This window comes from Rhodoferax lithotrophicus (assembly GCF_019973615.1).
Lineage (GTDB): Bacteria > Pseudomonadota > Gammaproteobacteria > Burkholderiales > Burkholderiaceae_C > Rhodoferax > Rhodoferax lithotrophicus.
On record NZ_AP024238.1, the window covers coordinates 1,372,546 to 1,389,359 of the forward strand.

15 protein-coding genes are annotated in these 16,814 nt (G+C 59.5%); 6 read left to right on the plus strand and 9 right to left on the minus strand.

What is annotated here, in order from left to right:
- Positions 1-42 precede the first annotated feature (42 nt).
- Positions 43-1,125, minus strand: a complete 1,083-nt coding sequence (locus LDN84_RS06365; RefSeq protein ID WP_223909994.1) for a porin — start codon at positions 1,123-1,125, stop codon at positions 43-45.
- Between the two features lie 164 nt (positions 1,126-1,289).
- On the opposite strand from LDN84_RS06365, the gene LDN84_RS06370 reads away from it, so the two are divergent.
- Positions 1,290-2,210, plus strand: coding sequence for a LysR family transcriptional regulator (locus LDN84_RS06370; RefSeq protein ID WP_223909997.1), 921 nt, complete (start codon positions 1,290-1,292; stop codon positions 2,208-2,210).
- A 105-nt stretch (positions 2,211-2,315) separates the two neighbouring features.
- On the opposite strand, the gene LDN84_RS06375 is transcribed toward LDN84_RS06370, so the two are convergent.
- From LDN84_RS06375 to trxB, 6 genes are all read right to left on the minus strand, one after another.
- On the minus strand, positions 2,316-2,900 hold the full coding sequence (locus LDN84_RS06375; protein WP_223909999.1) for a YqiA/YcfP family alpha/beta fold hydrolase: 585 nt from the start codon (positions 2,898-2,900) through the stop codon (positions 2,316-2,318).
- A 13-nt stretch (positions 2,901-2,913) separates the two neighbouring features.
- Entirely contained in the window at positions 2,914-3,777 is an 864-nt protein-coding gene (locus LDN84_RS06380) for a sulfurtransferase (protein WP_223910002.1), read from the minus strand.
- Positions 3,778-3,841: 64 nt separating this feature from the next.
- A complete protein-coding gene (locus LDN84_RS06385; protein WP_223910004.1) occupies positions 3,842-4,729 on the minus strand; it encodes a DMT family transporter in 888 nt (295 codons plus the stop codon).
- A gap of 73 nt (positions 4,730-4,802) precedes the next feature.
- On the minus strand, positions 4,803-5,942 hold the full coding sequence (put2H, locus tag LDN84_RS06390; protein ID WP_223910006.1) for a putrescine 2-hydroxylase Put2H: 1,140 nt from the start codon (positions 5,940-5,942) through the stop codon (positions 4,803-4,805).
- 281 nt (positions 5,943-6,223) lie between these two features.
- Positions 6,224-7,378, minus strand: a complete 1,155-nt coding sequence (locus LDN84_RS23165) for an ankyrin repeat domain-containing protein (RefSeq protein ID WP_228745497.1) — start codon at positions 7,376-7,378, stop codon at positions 6,224-6,226.
- A gap of 143 nt (positions 7,379-7,521) precedes the next feature.
- On the minus strand, positions 7,522-8,472 hold the full coding sequence (trxB, locus tag LDN84_RS06405; RefSeq protein ID WP_223910008.1) for a thioredoxin-disulfide reductase: 951 nt from the start codon (positions 8,470-8,472) through the stop codon (positions 7,522-7,524).
- Between the two features lie 124 nt (positions 8,473-8,596).
- Here trxB and LDN84_RS06410 point away from each other — a divergent pair, with 124 nt between their 5' ends.
- The 3 genes from LDN84_RS06410 to lolA are packed head-to-tail and all read left to right on the plus strand — an operon-like array spanning position 8,597 to position 12,331.
- Complete coding sequence (locus LDN84_RS06410; protein WP_223910010.1) at positions 8,597-9,271, plus strand: Crp/Fnr family transcriptional regulator; 675 nt, start codon at positions 8,597-8,599, stop codon at positions 9,269-9,271.
- Between the two features lie 13 nt (positions 9,272-9,284).
- Complete coding sequence (locus LDN84_RS06415; protein WP_223910014.1) at positions 9,285-11,633, plus strand: DNA translocase FtsK; 2,349 nt, start codon at positions 9,285-9,287, stop codon at positions 11,631-11,633.
- Positions 11,634-11,683: 50 nt separating this feature from the next.
- Positions 11,684-12,331: an outer membrane lipoprotein periplasmic chaperone LolA gene (lolA, locus tag LDN84_RS06420; RefSeq protein ID WP_223910017.1), complete on the plus strand. Its 648-nt coding sequence runs from the start codon at positions 11,684-11,686 to the stop codon at positions 12,329-12,331.
- On the opposite strand, the gene LDN84_RS06425 is transcribed toward lolA, so the two are convergent.
- Together LDN84_RS06425 and LDN84_RS06430 are read right to left on the minus strand one after the other, a co-directional pair.
- The gene (locus LDN84_RS06425; protein ID WP_223910019.1) at positions 12,321-13,751 is read right to left on the minus strand and encodes a heavy metal sensor histidine kinase; all 1,431 of its coding nucleotides are present in this window, start codon (positions 13,749-13,751) and stop codon (positions 12,321-12,323) included. The genes lolA and LDN84_RS06425 overlap by 11 nt on opposite strands.
- Entirely contained in the window at positions 13,748-14,425 is a 678-nt protein-coding gene (locus LDN84_RS06430; protein WP_223910022.1) for a heavy metal response regulator transcription factor, read from the minus strand. The genes LDN84_RS06425 and LDN84_RS06430 overlap by 4 nt, the downstream gene beginning before the upstream one ends.
- A 268-nt stretch (positions 14,426-14,693) precedes the next feature.
- Here LDN84_RS06430 and LDN84_RS06435 point away from each other — a divergent pair, with 268 nt between their 5' ends.
- Positions 14,694-15,164: a DUF411 domain-containing protein gene (locus tag LDN84_RS06435; RefSeq protein WP_223910025.1), complete on the plus strand. Its 471-nt coding sequence runs from the start codon at positions 14,694-14,696 to the stop codon at positions 15,162-15,164.
- Between the two features lie 74 nt (positions 15,165-15,238).
- Positions 15,239-16,753 (plus strand): multicopper oxidase family protein, encoded by a 1,515-nt coding sequence (locus LDN84_RS06440; protein ID WP_223910028.1) that lies wholly within the window; start codon positions 15,239-15,241, stop codon positions 16,751-16,753.
- Positions 16,754-16,814: the final 61 nt, after the last annotated feature.

The window sequence follows — 16,814 nt, forward strand, 5'->3', positions numbered from 1 at the left end:
GTTTTGTCTCCTGGTGTTATGGGTTGTCAACGCTGCTCAGCTTTAGAAGTTATGCACCAACCCGAGGGACAGGCCTGTGGCTGAGTCGGGCAAGCTTGCTGCCACATAACCGGTTTGCCAGTGGGTTTGGTCCAGCTCCGCGTAAAGCTTGGTGCGCTTGGAAAGCTTGTATTCCAGAAAAGCCACGGTGCGGTTGTAGCCGTCATCCACCAAGGTGGTGGTACGGGTTCGATTGACGCGGTAATGCGCCAGGATCAGGTCAACGCTGGAACTCAGTGGCAGGGTTCCGCCCAGGCCCAAGGTGGTGTTGCGTGTTTTGGCCGTGAGTGTGGTCTCCGCTTCGTGGCGGCCATAGGTCAGTGAAACCTTGGTTGAACCCAACTTGCCACTGATACCTGCCACGTAGGCTTTGAGCTGAAGGTTGCTTGCACTTTTGAATTCGGCATAACCCAGGGTTGCCGCAACATCAGCGGCTTGGTAGCTCATGCCCAAGCCTGAGGAAGACAGGGCTGATGAACTGGCGGCTTGTTCACCGAAGGCGTGCATGGCCCGCACGGTGAAGTCGCTGAACTTGCCTGAATATTTGACAGAGTTGTCAAGCCGATAGGCACCGGTGCTGGCCCCGGATGGGCCGTACTCAATGCCCAGGCCGTGTGCGCTCAGGGCAGCGATGCCAACGTTGGGGTTGAACCCGGCAAACCGCACACCCAGCGGGTCTACTGGCCCCAGCGCGTCGGCCAATACCGTGGTCTGGCGACCCAGCGTGAGCGTTCCCCAGTTGGCTGTCAGGCCAACGTAGGCGGCTCGATCAAACAGCTTGGTGGCACTGGCTTGTGCGCCGGTGTCCAGGTTGATGCCGGTTTCCAGATTGAAAATTGCGGACAGGCCACCACCCAGATCGTCATTGCCCCGCAAGCCGAAACGGCTGGTGTTGTTGACCCCGCTGCTGATGGCACTGGCCGAGCCGACCGCCGCCGCATTGCTGGCGCTCAGGCCGTCGGTGTAGCGCACACTGGCATCGGTGATGCCATAAAGGGTCAAGGTGCTTTGGGCACTGGCGGTACAGGCGCAGGCCAGCAGCGACAGTGTGGCGCACGCTTTGGGGAAAAGGGTTTGATGTTTCATGATGAAGCGTTGTCTCCAGGTTGGTTATTGCTCAAGCTTTGTGCCCTTTCTTTGAAGGATGGCATGGCATGGGGCGAATGATCGAACAAGCCAGACTGTTTGTGAATTGCATATTTAAGATGGATTGATCCACAATACGCATCAATTAAAAAGAGGAAACTCCCATGGCGATGAACTTTGATTTGAATGATTTGATGGCCTTCAAGGCCGTGGCTGAGCTGGGCAGTTTTCGCAAGGCGGCCGAGTCGGTGCACATCTCGCAGCCGGCCTTCAGCCGCCGCATTGACAAACTGGAGCAGGCCTTGGGGGTGCGCCTGCTGGAGCGCACCACACGGCGGGTCAACCTGACCACCGTGGGGCGCGATTTTGAACGCCAGCTGCGGCAGATTCTGGATGCGCTTGACACCACGCTACTGGGGATTCGGGGCGTGGCGGCGACCCGCATGGGGGAGGTTACGGTGGCCTGTGTGCCCTCGGCGGTGAACTATTTTTTGTCACGGGTGATCACGCTTTACCACGAGCGATTTCCGAAAATTCGGGTCAAGATCATTGATGACAGTGCCAATGAGGTGTTGATCGCCGTGGCCCGGGGTGAGGCCGACTTTGGCCTGAATTTCATGGGGGCACAAGAGAACGATGTGGAGTTTGAACCCCTGCTGGAAGAGCAGTTTGTGGCCGCTTGCCGCCGCGACCACCCGCTGGCCAGCAAGAAGCAGGTGCGCTGGGCCGAATTGGCCGAGTACGACTACATCACTGTCGGCAAGTCCTCGGGCAACCGGCTGCTGCTGGATCAGGCGCTGGCTGGTTTGCCGCTCCAGCCACACAGCCTGTACGAAACCCAGCACGGCACTACCACGATTGGCTTGGTGGAAGCCGGACTGGGTGTGGCGGTGGTGCCGGCCATGGCCATGCCGTCCAAAGACCACCCGTTGCTGGTCAGCGTTCCGCTGGTCGACCCGGTGGTGAAGCGCAAGATGGGGCTGATCCGGCGGCGTTCTTCGCTGCTGTCACCGGCAGCGCAACAGCTCTACGATTTGTGTGCGGAAATGCAGGTCAAGAAAAGTCGGTCTGCAACATCACGCTGATCGCGTGCATGTGACAAAAAATCCGATTGACGACAAAGACCTACCCATGCCCCAAATGGGTCTTCGGCTTTACCGTGCGTAAAGCCCGCTGATTTTTCAACGCACTCAGGCCAGCTGGAGGAAGTCCAGCGCCTGATCCAGATGCTGGTCAAAGTCACTCAGCGCGTGGTCACCACCGGGCAGCAGTTTGACGGTGGCCCCAGGGTAATGGGCCAGCATCTCGCGCCAGTCCAGCACCTCGTCGCCCTTGGCGATCACCGCAAAGTAGCGCCCGGGCAGGCTGATGCGGGCAATTTCCTGGGCTTTGAGTTCGTCCACATGCGACTGGTCAAAGGTGAAGTGTTGCTGCGGGTCGTGCCATAAGGTGTGTTCACCAATCTGTGCAGCCAGGTCGCGGGCCGGGTGGACGGCGGGGTTGAGCAGCACCGCTTTGCAGCCCAGACGCTCGGCCAGCCAGGTGGCATAAAAGCCGCCCAGCGACGAGCCCATCACCGCCATGGACTCGTGCGGCCAATCGGCAACGGCCTGCAACACCTCGTTCATCGCCTGCCGGGGTGATGGCGGAAGTGCCGGGCACAGCCAGGTCACACCAGGGTGGCGGCTGGCCACGGCGGCGGCCGTCTTTTGTGCTTTGGCAGAGGACGGCGAAGAGCGAAAGCCGTGCAGGTAGAGCAGATGGGTGGTGCGCATGACAGGGTTGCCTTCAGCCTTGCGCCACCGGGCGGCTCGGGTCACTGCACCAGGCGCTCCAGCTCCCGGCATACAGCGCGGTGCGTCCCAGGCCAGCCACTTCCATAGCGATCAGGTTGGGTACGGCGCTGACCCCGCTGCCGCAGTGGTGTACCACCGTGGCCGGGTCGCGGCCTGCCAGCAGGGCATCAAACTCGGCGCGCAACTGGGCTGCTGGTTTGAAAAAACCGTTCGCATCCAGATTGAGTGCAAACGGGCGATTCAGCGCACCGGGAATGTGACCGGCCACCGGGTCGAGCGGCTCGACTTCACCTTTGAAGCGCGGTGTGGCGCGGGCATCAAGAATGGTTTGGCTGGGGTGGCCCAATTCTTTCACTATGGTTTCTGTAGCTGTTAGCGCACATTGAGCGGGGGCTAGAGGGTAATTTTGCTCATGAACAGGGTGGTTTTCCGCTGCGCCACTTTCAACTGGGCCACCTGCCGCTTGCCAGGCTTGCCAGCCACCATCAAGCACTGCCACGGCTTCATGCCCGGCCCACTTCAGCATCCACCACAGGCGACCGCTGTAGTTCACGCCCTGGCGGTCATAGACCACGGCCTGGGTGTCAGGGGTCAAACCCACGCTGCCCAGCCAGGCGGCAAAGGCTTCGCGTGAGGGCAGCGGGTGGCGGCCACCGCTGGCGGCATCGGGCGCGCCGTGCACGCTCAGGTGGCGATCCAGGTCGGCACGCACCGCACCGGGGATATGGGCTTGGGCGTATTGGGCATCTCCGGCGGCGGGGTTCATCAGCTCAAAACTGCAGTCAAACACCATGCAGGGTTGGCCGCTGGTTTGCAGGGTCTGGAGTTGGTCAACAGAAATCAGGGTGGTGTACATGGGTTTCCTTGTGTCATGGCAATGTGAAGGCCATTTTAGGAACGGAGGGACGGACTGACACGGTTCAGTGTTCTTCCGCTGGGGTGTCAGGCAGCACACGGGTGCGCAAAATGGTGGCGGCCACGCCGCTGGCCACAATCAAGCCCATGCCAGCCCAGCCGATCAGCGGAATTTGATCATCAAACAGCAACAAGCTGTAAAGGGCCGAAAACACAATGCCGGCGTATTGCAAATTGGCCACCAGCAGGGTGGCTCCGCGGCTGTAGGCGCGGGTCATGCTCCATTGCCCCAGTGTGGCCAGAATGCCAATTGGAATCAGCCAGGCTGCCGCTTGCCAGCTCACACTGTGCCAAGGGGTAAAGCCGTTCCAGCTCACCGCCAGCAAACCCGCCAGCGTGGTGCCCAGAGAAAAATAAAACACGGTGCGGCCTTCGGGCTCACCGGCCTTGCCCAGGGCGGTGACTTGCAAATACGCCATGGCCGCGCCCATACCCGAGAGCAGGCCCAGCAGCCCGGCAAACAGCTGGTTTTGATCGAGGGTGGGGCGCAGCATCATCACCACACCGGCAAAACCAGCCAGCACGGTGGCCATCAGCGGGCCTTGGCGGCTGCTTTGGCCATACAGCATGGCTCCGCCCACCACAAAAGCGGCCACCCACACACCACTCATGTAATTCAGCGTCATGGCCGTAGCCAGGGGCAGGTGGGCAATGGCGTAGAACCAGGTGGCCAGTGAGAACACACCAATCGCCGTGCGCCAGGCGTGCATCCAGGGCACCGGGGTGATCAGCGCCGTGCCCCGTGCACGCAGCACCAGCGCCATAAAAATCACACTGACCAGGCCACGGTAAAACACCAGTTCGGCCAGACCAAAGCTGCTGGAGGCGATCTTGATGCCCACCGCCATGCTGGCAAAAAAGAAGGCCGCCAGAACCATCCAGAGTGCTTGCATGGAAATTTATAAGAGAAATTGACCTCTAGCGCTTGTATGATAAGCGCAAGAAGCTATTAATAAAGGAGCAATCTCAGAGCCCTTGTGGCCCCATCTGCTTGCGGTACCACTCGTGAAAGTGTTGCATGCCATCTTCCATCGGGCTTTGGTACGGGCCGACTTCGTTGTCGCCGCGTTGCAGCAGGGCCTTGCGGCCGGCATCCATACGTTCGCCAATCTCGTCGTCCTCGATGCAGGTTTCCATGTAGGCCGCTTGCTGGGCTTCGATGAATTCACGCTCAAAGGCCGCAATTTCTTCGGGGTAGAAAAACTCCACCTGGTTGAGGGTCTTGTGGGGCCCCATCGGGTGCAGGGTCGAGACGGTCAACACATGCGGATACCACTCGACCATGATGTGCGGGTAGTAGGTGAGCCAAATGGCCCCACGTTCGGGCTGCTGGCCGCCACGGTAGGCCATCAGGGCATCGTGCCAGCGTTGGTAGACCGGTGAGCCCGGCTTGCCAAAGGCCTTGGAAACCCCCACGGTCTGCACCGAGAACTGTTCGCCAAACTGCCAGCGCAGGTCGTCACAGGTGACAAAGCTGCCCAAACCCGGGTGAAACGGGCCGACGTGGTAGTCCTCCAGATACACCTCAATGAAGGTCTTCCAGTTGTAGTTGCATTCATGCAACTCCACCCGGTCGAGCACATAGCCGGAAAAATCCAGCGTGCTGCCTTCTTGCATGCCGGCCAGATCGGCAGCCATGTCGCGGCCATTGTCTTCAAACAGCAGGCCGTTCCATTCGCGTAAGGCGGTGTTGCCCAGGTTCAGACAGGGGTCGGTGGCGAAATGGGGTGCGCCAATCAGCTGGCCCGCAGGCGTGCTGCTCGTGGGGCTGCCCGCGCTGTAAGTCCAGCGGTGCAGTGGGCACACCACATTGCCACCGCTGGCGGCCAGATTGCCGTGGCCTTTGAGCATGATGGCCTGGCGATGGCGGCAGACGTTGGAGATCAGCTCAATGCCGGTGGGCGTGCGCACCAGGGCACGGCCTTCGCCTTCCTGGGCCAGGGTGGCGTAGTCGCCTACGTGGGGCACACTTAGGGCGTGACCCACGTAACGTGGTCCCCGCTGGAAAAGGGTTTGTAATTCGCGCTGGTACAGCGCTTCATCAAAATAAGAACTAACTGGTAGTTGGCCGTTGGCCTGCTGCAGTTGAAGACTTAAATCAGACATGGGTGACCTGACCTAAAGACTCCCCACAGGGAGAGGCACCGAAGTGCTGAACAAAGAATCCAGCCGGGGCTGGCGCAAGGAGGTGGGGATTGTACTCAGTGATCTGTGCGGCTGGGGGCAGATATTGCCAGATGACCAGCGCTACAGTCCGGTTTGCCTTATGGACGATGAAATCGCTGATGTCCCATTTATGGCGAGTGCTGGCGGGCTGCCGTTCTGGGCGTTGCGAGTGCGGCTTGATTCAGGGCTTTTATGCATGCATGATCCGTGGTGCGCAGCGTTCATCGCCGTTCAGAGCCTAATATCGTTGTCAATTCCTCGAGAAACAACTTTTTTTCCAGCGGTTCAGTTGGGGTAAGGACTTCTAGCCAATGTCTTCCACTGGGCGTTGTTTGATCTTGATCCAATCCATATCGAAGAAGTACTTCAAAGACACGCGCTCGGCTAGCTTTCGAGTTTCGGCCCTCTCTTCGATTTGCAAGTGCAAGGACAGCGCGCCAATCAGCGGTGGCACCTCGTCCTAGAAGTGCTTCTATGACTGCAGTGCCAGAATAGCTGTGTTGAATGGTCGACAACAATGCAGTTGTCAGTTCGCCATTTGCGTTGAAATCACTGTGGAGAATCAAGAGGAGCTTCAAACACTCTTGCGCGTCTTCATCTGCACCCTGATAGTTCGTAGCAAACTCTTTGATGGCCGAAGTGCCGTGGAGCTTATTTTGAAGCCCGTGTTGGATCAACAGCTTTAGAACGGCATTGGCCCTCCCAGGTGATCTGGCGGCAGCAATTAGCGCGGATGCATGATTGCTGCCTTCATCAACCTCAAGATTCGGATCAGCACCTGAATTCAATAGAAGTTCGACCATTTTCGGATTGCCGCTTCGAGTAGCTTGAATGAGCGCAGTTGTTCGTTGGCTGTCTTCACCAACCTTAAGATTCGGATCAGCGCCTGAATTCAATAGAAGTTCGACCATTTTCGGATTGCCGCTTCGAGTAGCTTCAATGAGTGCCGTTGAATTCCTTGTTGTTTCGTTGATTTTTGCATCAGTTGCCAAGGCTGCACTTGCCATCTGAGTGTCCCCATCCTGAGCTGCGCGCATTAAAAAGGTCGTTTCAGTGGCGTTGATCCGAACATGTGTATTGACGTTTGCTCCAGATTTAATGAGTATTCTGAACAGTTCCACATCGTGAGACGTTTTCGCGCAGGAAGTCGATCGACCTGAGAGGGTTAGCATCAACGCATTAGCAAGTGTTGTCTGCCGGTCTTCCTTTGACATTGGCTGGGCAAGTAGCGTCAAGACATCGTCATACTGCCTATCGGCAACGGCGTTAAGCAGATCCGAGCCAAAGTTATGGTTACAAGCTGGCACTGCCGCAGCAACTGAAGGAAACAGTGTCAACCAAGCGAATAGGAATAGGAAAGCACAAGTTTTTTTCATATCGGATAACTCCCCATAACCCAGTCACGTCGGGTTAGCGCAGCGTAACCCGACATCTTCATGCCCTGCCGCATCTTTTTCTGCCACTTCATCAGGCTCCCGTCGGGTTACGCGCTAACAGTATCTACGGGGAGCTTGCGGGTTTAGGCTTGTTCCAGAAACCGCTGGGCATCCAGCGCGGCCATGCAGCCGGTACCGGCGCTGGTGATGGCCTGGCGGTAGACATGGTCTTGCACATCACCGGCGGCAAAAATGCCGGGCACGCTGGTTTGGGTGGCAAAACCCTTGTTGCCGCCCTGGGTCACGATGTAGCCGTTTTCCATGGCGAGCTGACCAGCAAATATTTCGGTGTTGGGCGCGTGGCCAATGGCAATGAAGCAGCCTTTGAGCGCCACGTCTTCGCTAGCCCCAGTATGGACATTTTTCAGGCGCACGCCGGTGACACCGCTGGCATCACCCAGCACCTCGTCCAGCGTGCTGTGGGTTTTGAGCTCGATTGTGCCGGCGGCCACTTTTTCCATCAGTTTGTCGATCATGATCGGCTCGGCGCGGAACTTGTCGCGGCGGTGGATCAGGACAACCTTGGAGGCAATGTTGGACAAATACAGCGCTTCTTCCACCGCCGTATTGCCGCCGCCGACCACACCCACCACATCACCACGGTAAAAGAAGCCGTCGCAGGTGGCGCAGCCAGACACACCACGGCCCATGAAGGCGGATTCGGACGGCAGACCCAGGTACTTGGCCGAGGCCCCGGTGGCCAGAATCAGCGCGTCGCAGGTGTAGGTGCCGCTGTCACCAGTCAAAGTGAAGGGGCGTTTGGAAAAATCAACCTGGTTGATGTGGTCAAACACGATTTCGGTCTTGAAGCGCTCGGCATGGGCCAAAAAGCGCTGCATCAGGTCGGGGCCTTGCACACCGTCCACATCGGCTGGCCAGTTGTCGACCTCGGTGGTGGTCATCAGCTGACCACCCTGGGCGATGCCGGTGATCAACAGGGGCTGCAGGTTGGCGCGGGCGGCGTAAATGGCCGCCGTGTAGCCCGCCGGGCCGGAGCCGAGAATGAGAACTTGGGTGTGCTTGATGTCAGCCATGGTGGACCTTTCTTAAGTCTGTCTAAGTTGAATGCAGCAGCCGTGTACAGTAGTGGGTGAAACCAAGTGGCTATTGGTGCACGCTGGTTGGGTTTGAATGGGGAAGTTATAGGGGGATTATCGGATGGCAGTGCTTACCAATCTTGATCTGCTGCGCAGAGTCAGTATTTTTTCTGAGCTTACTGACCATCAGATGGGACAGCTGGCCGATGCTGTGACCAAGCGACGTGTCAAGCGTGGTGAGCTGATTGTGGAGCAGGGTAAAAAAAGCAACGCCTTGTTCATCATCCTGTCCGGCAAGGCGCGTGTGGTCATGACCGACCGGCGTGGCAAGGAGGTTATTCTGGATGTGATTGGTTCGGGCGACTATGTGGGTGAGATCAGTCTGATTGATGGCAATAGCCATTCCGCCAACGTGCAGGCCGATACCCAATGTGACTTGCTGGTGCTGGGGCGTGAGGAATTTAACCGCTGTCTGATGAGTAACCACGCCATGGCGCACTCGGTGATCCAGGGCCTGGTGCACCGTTTACGTAATGCCGATGCCAAGATCAGCTCGCTGGCCTTGATGGATGTGTACGGTCGGGTGGCACAGTCGCTCATGGCCTCGGCCGAAGTGGTGGGTGAGCACGAATTGCTGATCCGGCAAAAAATCACCCGCCAAGACATTGCCAAAAAGGTGGGGGCCTCACGTGAAATGGTCAGCCGGGTGATGCGTGATTTTGAAGACCAAGGATTTATCTGCACCAACCAAGATGGTTCCATCTCTCTGACTGAACGCCGTGCCGTCGCGCGCTGACACGGCCTTACCCATGAGTTATTCACTTCACACTTTGCGCATGGATCGACCACGCACTGCACCGGTAGAACGTTCGGTGTGGGCACGATTTGCCAACGAGGTATTTCTGGTGCTGGGTTTTGCCGGGCTGGTGCTGTGGCTGCTGGCATTGGGCACGTATTCCTTGCAGGATGCGGCCTGGTCCACTTCGGGCACGGGCGACGTGTTGCTCAATCGTGCGGGCTGGGTCGGTGCATGGATCGCGGATATCAGTTATTTCCTGTTCGGCTTTTCAGTCTGGTGGTGTGTGGCGGCGGGCTGGCGGGTCTGGCTGTCGGCCTTTGCCAGCTGGTTGCGTGGGCAGGACAAGCTGGCCAATACCTCGCCTGGCGCGCCGGTGTCGGCATGGCCAGTGCGCCGGGTGTTGTTCTGGTTGGGCCTGGCGTTGTTGATAGTGGCCAGCACGGTGCTGGAATGGACACGTTTCTACAGCCTGGAGCCCCGTTTGCCCGGCCACAGTGGCGGCATTCTGGGCTACCTGCTCGGCCCGCTGGCGGTGCACTGGCTGGGCTTTGCCGGCGCTGCCCTGGCGGCCATTGTGCTGGGTGTGCTGGGCACGTCGGTGGTGTTCGGTTTTTCCTGGATACAGGTGGCGGAGCGCCTGGGGGCCTGGTTGTTTGGCAAGATTGAAAACCGGCGTGAGCAGCGCGAGGTGGAACAGGACAAAGCCCTCGGCCAGCGGGCCGCCAAAGAGCGTGCTGAAGTGCTGGTGGAAGAGCGCCAGGAGCAAGCCGAGCATCGGCCGGTATCCATCAGGATCGAGCCGGTGGTGGCGGAGGTGCCAAAAAGTGAGCGGGTCGTCAAAGAGCGGCAAAAAACGCTGTTTGTCGACCCGAGCGACAGCAAACTGCCGCAGGTGGACTTGCTTGATGCCGCTCTGGCCCGCCAGGAAACCGTGGCCCCCGAGACGCTGGAGATGACCAGCCGCATGATCGAGAAAAAGCTCAAGGACTTCGGTGTGGATGTGGAAGTGGTGCTGGCCCAGCCCGGCCCGGTCATCACCCGCTATGAAATTGAGCCCGCCACCGGGGTCAAGGGCTCGCAGATTGTCGGCCTGGCCAAAGACCTGGCCCGCAGTTTGAGCCTGGTGTCGATCCGCGTGGTGGAAACCATTCCGGGCAAAACCACCATGGCGCTGGAGTTGCCCAACGCCAAGCGGCAAACCATCAAGCTGTCTGAAATCCTGGGCTCCCAAACCTACCACGAGGGTAAATCCCTGCTGACCATGGGCTTGGGCAAAGACATTGTTGGCAAACCGGTGGTGGCCGATCTGGCCAAAATGCCGCACGTGCTGGTGGCCGGTACCACCGGCTCGGGCAAATCGGTGGGGATCAACGCCATGATCCTGAGCCTGCTCTACAAAGCCGAGGCGCATGACGTGCGTCTGCTCATGATCGACCCCAAGATGCTGGAAATGTCGGTGTATGAAGGCATTCCGCACCTGCTGTGCCCGGTGGTGACCGACATGAAACAAGCCGCCAACGGCCTGACCTGGTGTGTGGCTGAGATGGAGCGCCGCTACAAACTCATGAGCAAAATGGGAGTGCGCAACCTGGCCGGTTTCAACGCCAAGTGGGACGAGGCCAAGGCGCGTGGCGAATTCATCTACAACCCCTTCAGCCTGACCCCCGAGAGCCCTGAGCCGATTGAGCGCCTGCCGCACATCGTGGTGGTGATCGACGAGCTGGCCGACCTGATGATGGTGGTGGGCAAGAAGATTGAGGAGCTGATTGCCCGGCTGGCGCAAAAAGCCCGTGCCGCCGGTATTCACCTGATTCTGGCCACCCAGCGCCCCAGCGTGGACGTGATCACCGGCCTGATCAAGGCCAATATTCCGACCCGCATCGCGTTCCAGGTCAGCAGCAAGATCGACAGCCGCACCATCCTTGACCAGATGGGGGCCGAGGCCTTGCTTGGCATGGGCGACATGCTCTACATGCCCAGCGGCACCGGTCTGCCGATCCGCGTGCACGGCGCCTTTGTCAGCGACGACGAAGTGCACCGCGTGGTCACCTACCTGAAAAGCCAGGGTGAGCCCAACTACATTGACGGCATTCTGGAAGGCGGCACGGTTGACGGTGAAGACGGTGCTATGGCTGATGGCAACGGCACGGGCGGTGGTGAAAAAGACCCACTCTATGATCAGGCGGTGGAAATTGTCCTTAAGAACCGCAAGGCCAGTATTTCACTGGTGCAGCGCCACCTCAAGATCGGCTACAACCGGGCAGCGCGGCTGGTGGAAGACATGGAAAACGCTGGCCTGGTCAGCAGCATGAGCACCAGCGGCCAGCGTGAAATTTTGGTACCCGCACGCAACGAATAAGTCGGAACCGCCGAGGGGCTTGTTCACAACCCCCCATTCAAAGGATATTCATGAAACGAATTGCTCTGTTAATGATAGCTACTTATGCTTGTATATCAAGCGCTACAGGTCTAAATAGCCTTGAAGTTTTTATCAAAACCGTGAAAACCGGCAAGGCTGACTTCAGCCAGGTGGTGACCTCACCGGCCAAAGATGGTCAGGCTCCCAGGGTCAAAACTTCGACCGGGCAGTTTGAATTTGCCCGGCCGAACCGTTTCCGCTTCAACTACACCAAGCCGTTTGAGCAAACCATCGTGGCCGATGGCCAAACCCTGTGGCTGTACGACGTGGATCTGAACCAGGTGACAGCGCGCCAGCAAGCCAGTGTGCTGGGCACCACCCCGGCCGCGCTGATTGCCTCTGCCGCCGATGTACAAGCCCTGAAGGCCGATTTTGTGCTGGCCGATGCGCCCGACAAAGACGGCTTGCAATGGGTCACCGCCACACCCAAGGCCAAAGAAGGCCAATTGCAGTCGGTGCGGGTAGGCTTCAGCGCGTCAGCCGATGGCCAAAGCAGCACGCTGGCGGTGCTGGAGATTCTGGACAGCTTTGGCCAACGCTCGGTGCTGAGCTTCAAGCAGTTTCAGACCAATCCGGCTTTGCCCGCCGGTGCTTTTGTCTTCAAACCCCCGGCCGGGGCGGACGTGATCAAGCAGTAAGGCGCTGCGGAATCCGCAGGGTGAAGGTGGTGACACCCTGTGCCGAGCTGGCGCGGATGCTGCCGCCGTGGGCGCTGACGATGGATTGGGTGATGGCCAGCCCCAGGCCGGTGCCTTCACTGCGACCTTCACTGTCTCGATGGCGTGCCGAATCGGCCCGGAAAAAACGGTCAAACACCCGCTCCAGGTGCTCCGGCGCAATGGTTTCACCCCGGTTGGTGACGGTGATTTCAAGCTGATCGGCCAGGTTTTGGAGTTCCACCCGGATCACGCTGCCCACCTGGGCGTGGCGTACCGCGTTGGAGATCAGGTTGCTCAGGGCGCGGCGCATCATCAGGCGGTCGGCCAGCAGGCTGGCTTCACCGCTCAACTGCAAAGACAGGTTTTTTTCTTCGGCCAGCATCTCAAAATAGTCCAGCACGGCGCGCACCTCTTGCGCCATGGGCAGCATTTCAAGCTGCGGCAACACCAGCCCGTGGTCAGCCTTGGCCAGCAGCAGCATGTCGGCAATCATGCGGGCCATACGCTCAAACTCTTCGGCGTTGGATTCCAGCACGTTGCGGTAGTCGTCGGCGTTGCGTGCGCGAGACAAGGCCACCTGGGTTTGCGTCATCAAGTTGCTTACTGGTGTGCGTAACTCGTGGGCAATGTCTGATGAAAACTCTGACAGGCGACCAAACGCCTCTTCCAGCCGGGCCAGCATGTCGTTGAGGGTGTGGGCCAGCTCAGCCAGTTCGATGGGCATACTTTCTACCTGCAGGCGGTGGCTGAGCTGCTGAGCTGTGACCCCCTGGGCCTGCGCCCGCATGGCCCGCAGGGGGGCCAGGCCACGGCGCACGGCCCACCAGCCCAACACCGCCATCACTACCGCAGCCCCGGCCACAAACCACCACAGGGTGTGCAAAAACGCCTGCATAAAAGCCTGGTGATGGCCTATGTCGATGGCGGCGGCCACAAACACTTTTTGGGGCCGACCCTGTACGTCTTGGACCGCTGTGGGAATCTGTGCCGTCAGCACGCGGTAGGTTTGGGCTCCCTGTGGCCACAAGACGGCATGTGGGCTGGCCTTGGCCACCAGTTGTTGGGGCTCAAAACGGGCGTTGGCGGTGGCGAACAGCACGGTCTGGTCGGCATCCAGCAGCATCACCTCCAGACCATGGTGCCCGACCAGTGAGCGAGCCAACTGGTGCGCCAGACCCGTCAAATCTTGCTGATTGGCCACACTGTGCAGGGCTTGGCTGATCAGCTCCATCTTGCCAGAGAGCACTTCCATGTCCAGGTCTTCAAAGTGCTGTTCGACCAAACTGGCCACCACCGCCCCCAGACCCAGCAGCACGGCGCTGGCAATGGCCACAAACAGCAGGGTCAGGCGTTGTGCCAGGGGCAGGGCGCTCAAACGGGGCAGGTGAGCTGCGCTCAAAGTGGTGACTCCAGCACGTAGCCCATGCCCCGCACGGTGCGAATCAGTTTGGGCTCAAACGCATCGTCCACCTTGGCGCGCAGGCGGCGCATGGCGACCTCGATCACGTTGGTGTCACTGTCAAAGTTCATGTCCCACACCTGCGACGCAATCAGCGAGCGCGGCAGTACCTCACCCTGGCGGCGCAGCAGCAGCTCCAGCAGGGCAAATTCCTTGGCGGTCAGGTCAATACGCTGGCCAGCGCGGGTGACCCGTCGGCGCAGCAAGTCCAGCTCCAGGTCGGCCACCCGCAAAAAAGGGTCGGTGGGTGTTTTGCTGCCCCGGCGCATCAGCGTGCGCACCCGGGCCAGCAGTTCGGAAAAGGCAAAGGGTTTGAGCAGGTAGTCGTCCGCACCCAGCTCCAGCCCCTTGACGCGGTCATCCACGGCATCCCGGGCGGTCAAAAACATCACCGGCATGTCTTTGCCGGAACGGCGAATACCGGCCAGGACACCCCAGCCGTCGATACCTGGCAGCATCACATCCAGAATGGCCAGCTCGTAGCTTTCGGTCAAGGCCAGGTGCAGGCCGTCCACGCCGTTGCGCGCCAAGTCCACGGTGAAACCGGCTTCACTCAGGCCTTGTTTCAGGTAGTCACCGGTTTTGGGTTCGTCTTCGACGATCAGGATTTTCATGGGTGGGGGCTTATAACCTGGGTTCATTGCAATGGGCCTGGCTATTCTGCCTGCGTTGCTCGCCTGGCTGGCCGCCGGTGCCGCAAGATAACAAACTTGTCATCTTCCCGACAGCTGGCTGTGGGGCTGGGAATTGGATACTGGCTGCGCTGAGTAATTCACTGGTTTCATGGGATTCTCAATATGCTATTAAATACAGAGCTACTTACGCTTGTTTTATAAGCACTAGAGGCCTAAAGTACCTATAATTTTGAAGACTGGAGTATGCATGCAACGCCGCCACTTTATTCAAACGGCCAGCCTCGCGCTGGCTGTCGGTTCAAGCTGGAGCCTGAGCGCTTTGGCCAAGGTTCAACCCACCGTGGAGGTCTGGAAAACCGCCACTTGCGGCTGTTGCCACGACTGGGTCGCGCACATGCAAGCCAACGGCTTTACCGTGGTGACACACGATGTGAGTGAATCGGCCAAATCAGCCAAACGCGCCAGTGTGGGTATTCCGGCACAACTGGGCTCATGCCATACGGCGCTGGTCAATGGTTATGCGCTGGAAGGCCATGTGCCCGCCAGCGATGTGCACCGCTTGCTGAAAGAGCGGCCCCAAGCCGCAGGCTTGAGCGTGCCCGGAATGCCCATTGGCTCACCGGGTATGGATGGCCCGGCCTATGGCGGGCGCAAGGATGCCTATGCCAGCTTGTTGGTGCGCCGGGATGGCAGTTCCAGCGTTTTCCAGGCGCATTAAGCCAGAATTTTTGCCTTGACCACGCCCATTGATGAGCCTTTGAAAGCCCCCTAAACATGATGATGAATACGCTGATGCCACGCCGCTCCGTGCTGGCGACCCTGTCTACCTTGCCCTGGCTGGGCAGCGCCTGGGCACAAGGCACGATGGCCCATGACATGTCGGCCATGTCCCATGCCGTGCCTGGTGGCGCAGTAGCAGCCACGGTGCTGGCCCCGGTCGAAGCGATTGCCGCCGGTGCGCCTTTGGCGGTGCTGAAAAAACTCGTCAACACCAGCCCCCAGCCAGGGCTGTTTCGCGCCACTTTGCGTGCTGCGCCGGTATCGCTGGCAGTGCTGCAAGACGGCACCCCCACCGAGTTCTGGGCTTACAACAACAGCCTGCCCGGCCCGCTGATCGAGGTGATGGAGGGCGACACGGTAGAGATTGAATTCATCAACGCCTTGTCGCAGCCGAGCACCATCCACTGGCATGGCTTGCCGGTACCGCCGGAGCAAGACGGCAACCCGCAGGACGCGGTGCCTGCAGGTGGGCGGCGCGTCTATCGCTTCAAACTGCCGCTGAACTGTGCCGGCACTTACTGGTATCACCCGCACCCACATGGCTTCACCGCCGAGCAGGTCTACCGCGGACTGGCGGGCTTGTTCATCGTGCGGACCAAGAACGACCCGCTTAAAAGCATCCCCGAGCGGCATCTGGTCTGCTCAGACCTCAAACTGGGCGCGGATGGCCGTATTGCCGCCAACGACATGAATGACGAGATGAACGGGCGCGAAGGCCAGTTTGCACTGGTGAATGCGCAGCGCCAGCCGGTGTTGACGTTTGATGCCGGTGGCCGTGAGCGCTGGCGCATCTGGAACGCCAACAGCGCACGTTACCTGCGGCTGAGCTTGCCGGGAGCACGGTTCACGCTGGTCGGCACCGACGGTGGTCTGTTGGGCAAACCGGTCACCGGCCTGACCGAATTGCAGATGACCGCGGCCGAGCGCATCGAGGTGATTGTGGAGGCTCCTGCGGGCGGTGGTGTGGTGGGCCTGGTGACCGAGCCGGTGGAGCGCGGCAAGATGGGCGAGGTGTCGCCAGAGCACCCCATCACCTTGCTGAATGTGGATTTTTCCGCCGTGAAACCCGAACGCCTGGCCGCCTTGCCCAAGCTGCCAGGCAGCCTGCGCCGCATCCAGCCACTGGGCGCAGCCAAGGCCAAAAAGCGCGTGGTGTTCTCGGAAGAAATGTCGATGGCCGGGGGTGTGCACAGCATGAAGTTTCTGGTCAACGGTCAAAACTTTGACATGCAGCGGGTCGATTTCACCAGCCGCATCCACGAGGTGGAGCTGTGGGAAATTGTGAACCAGTCCGACATGGACCACCCGTTTCACATTCACGGCACGCAGTTCCAGGTGTTAGAGCGTGAGCTGGACGGCCAGGTCACGCCTGAGCCGCTGCTGGCCTGGCGCGACATGGTCAACACCCGCTCTGGCGAGATAGTGCGGGTGAAGCTGGTGCAGCGCCACAAGGGCTTGCGTATGTTTCACTGCCACATTCTGGAACACGAAAACGCCGGGATGATGGGGCAAGTCCAGGTGATTTGACCTGGCTGCCACCATCGGCTAAGCCCCATCCACAGGATGTGGATGGGATACCGTTTTTCGG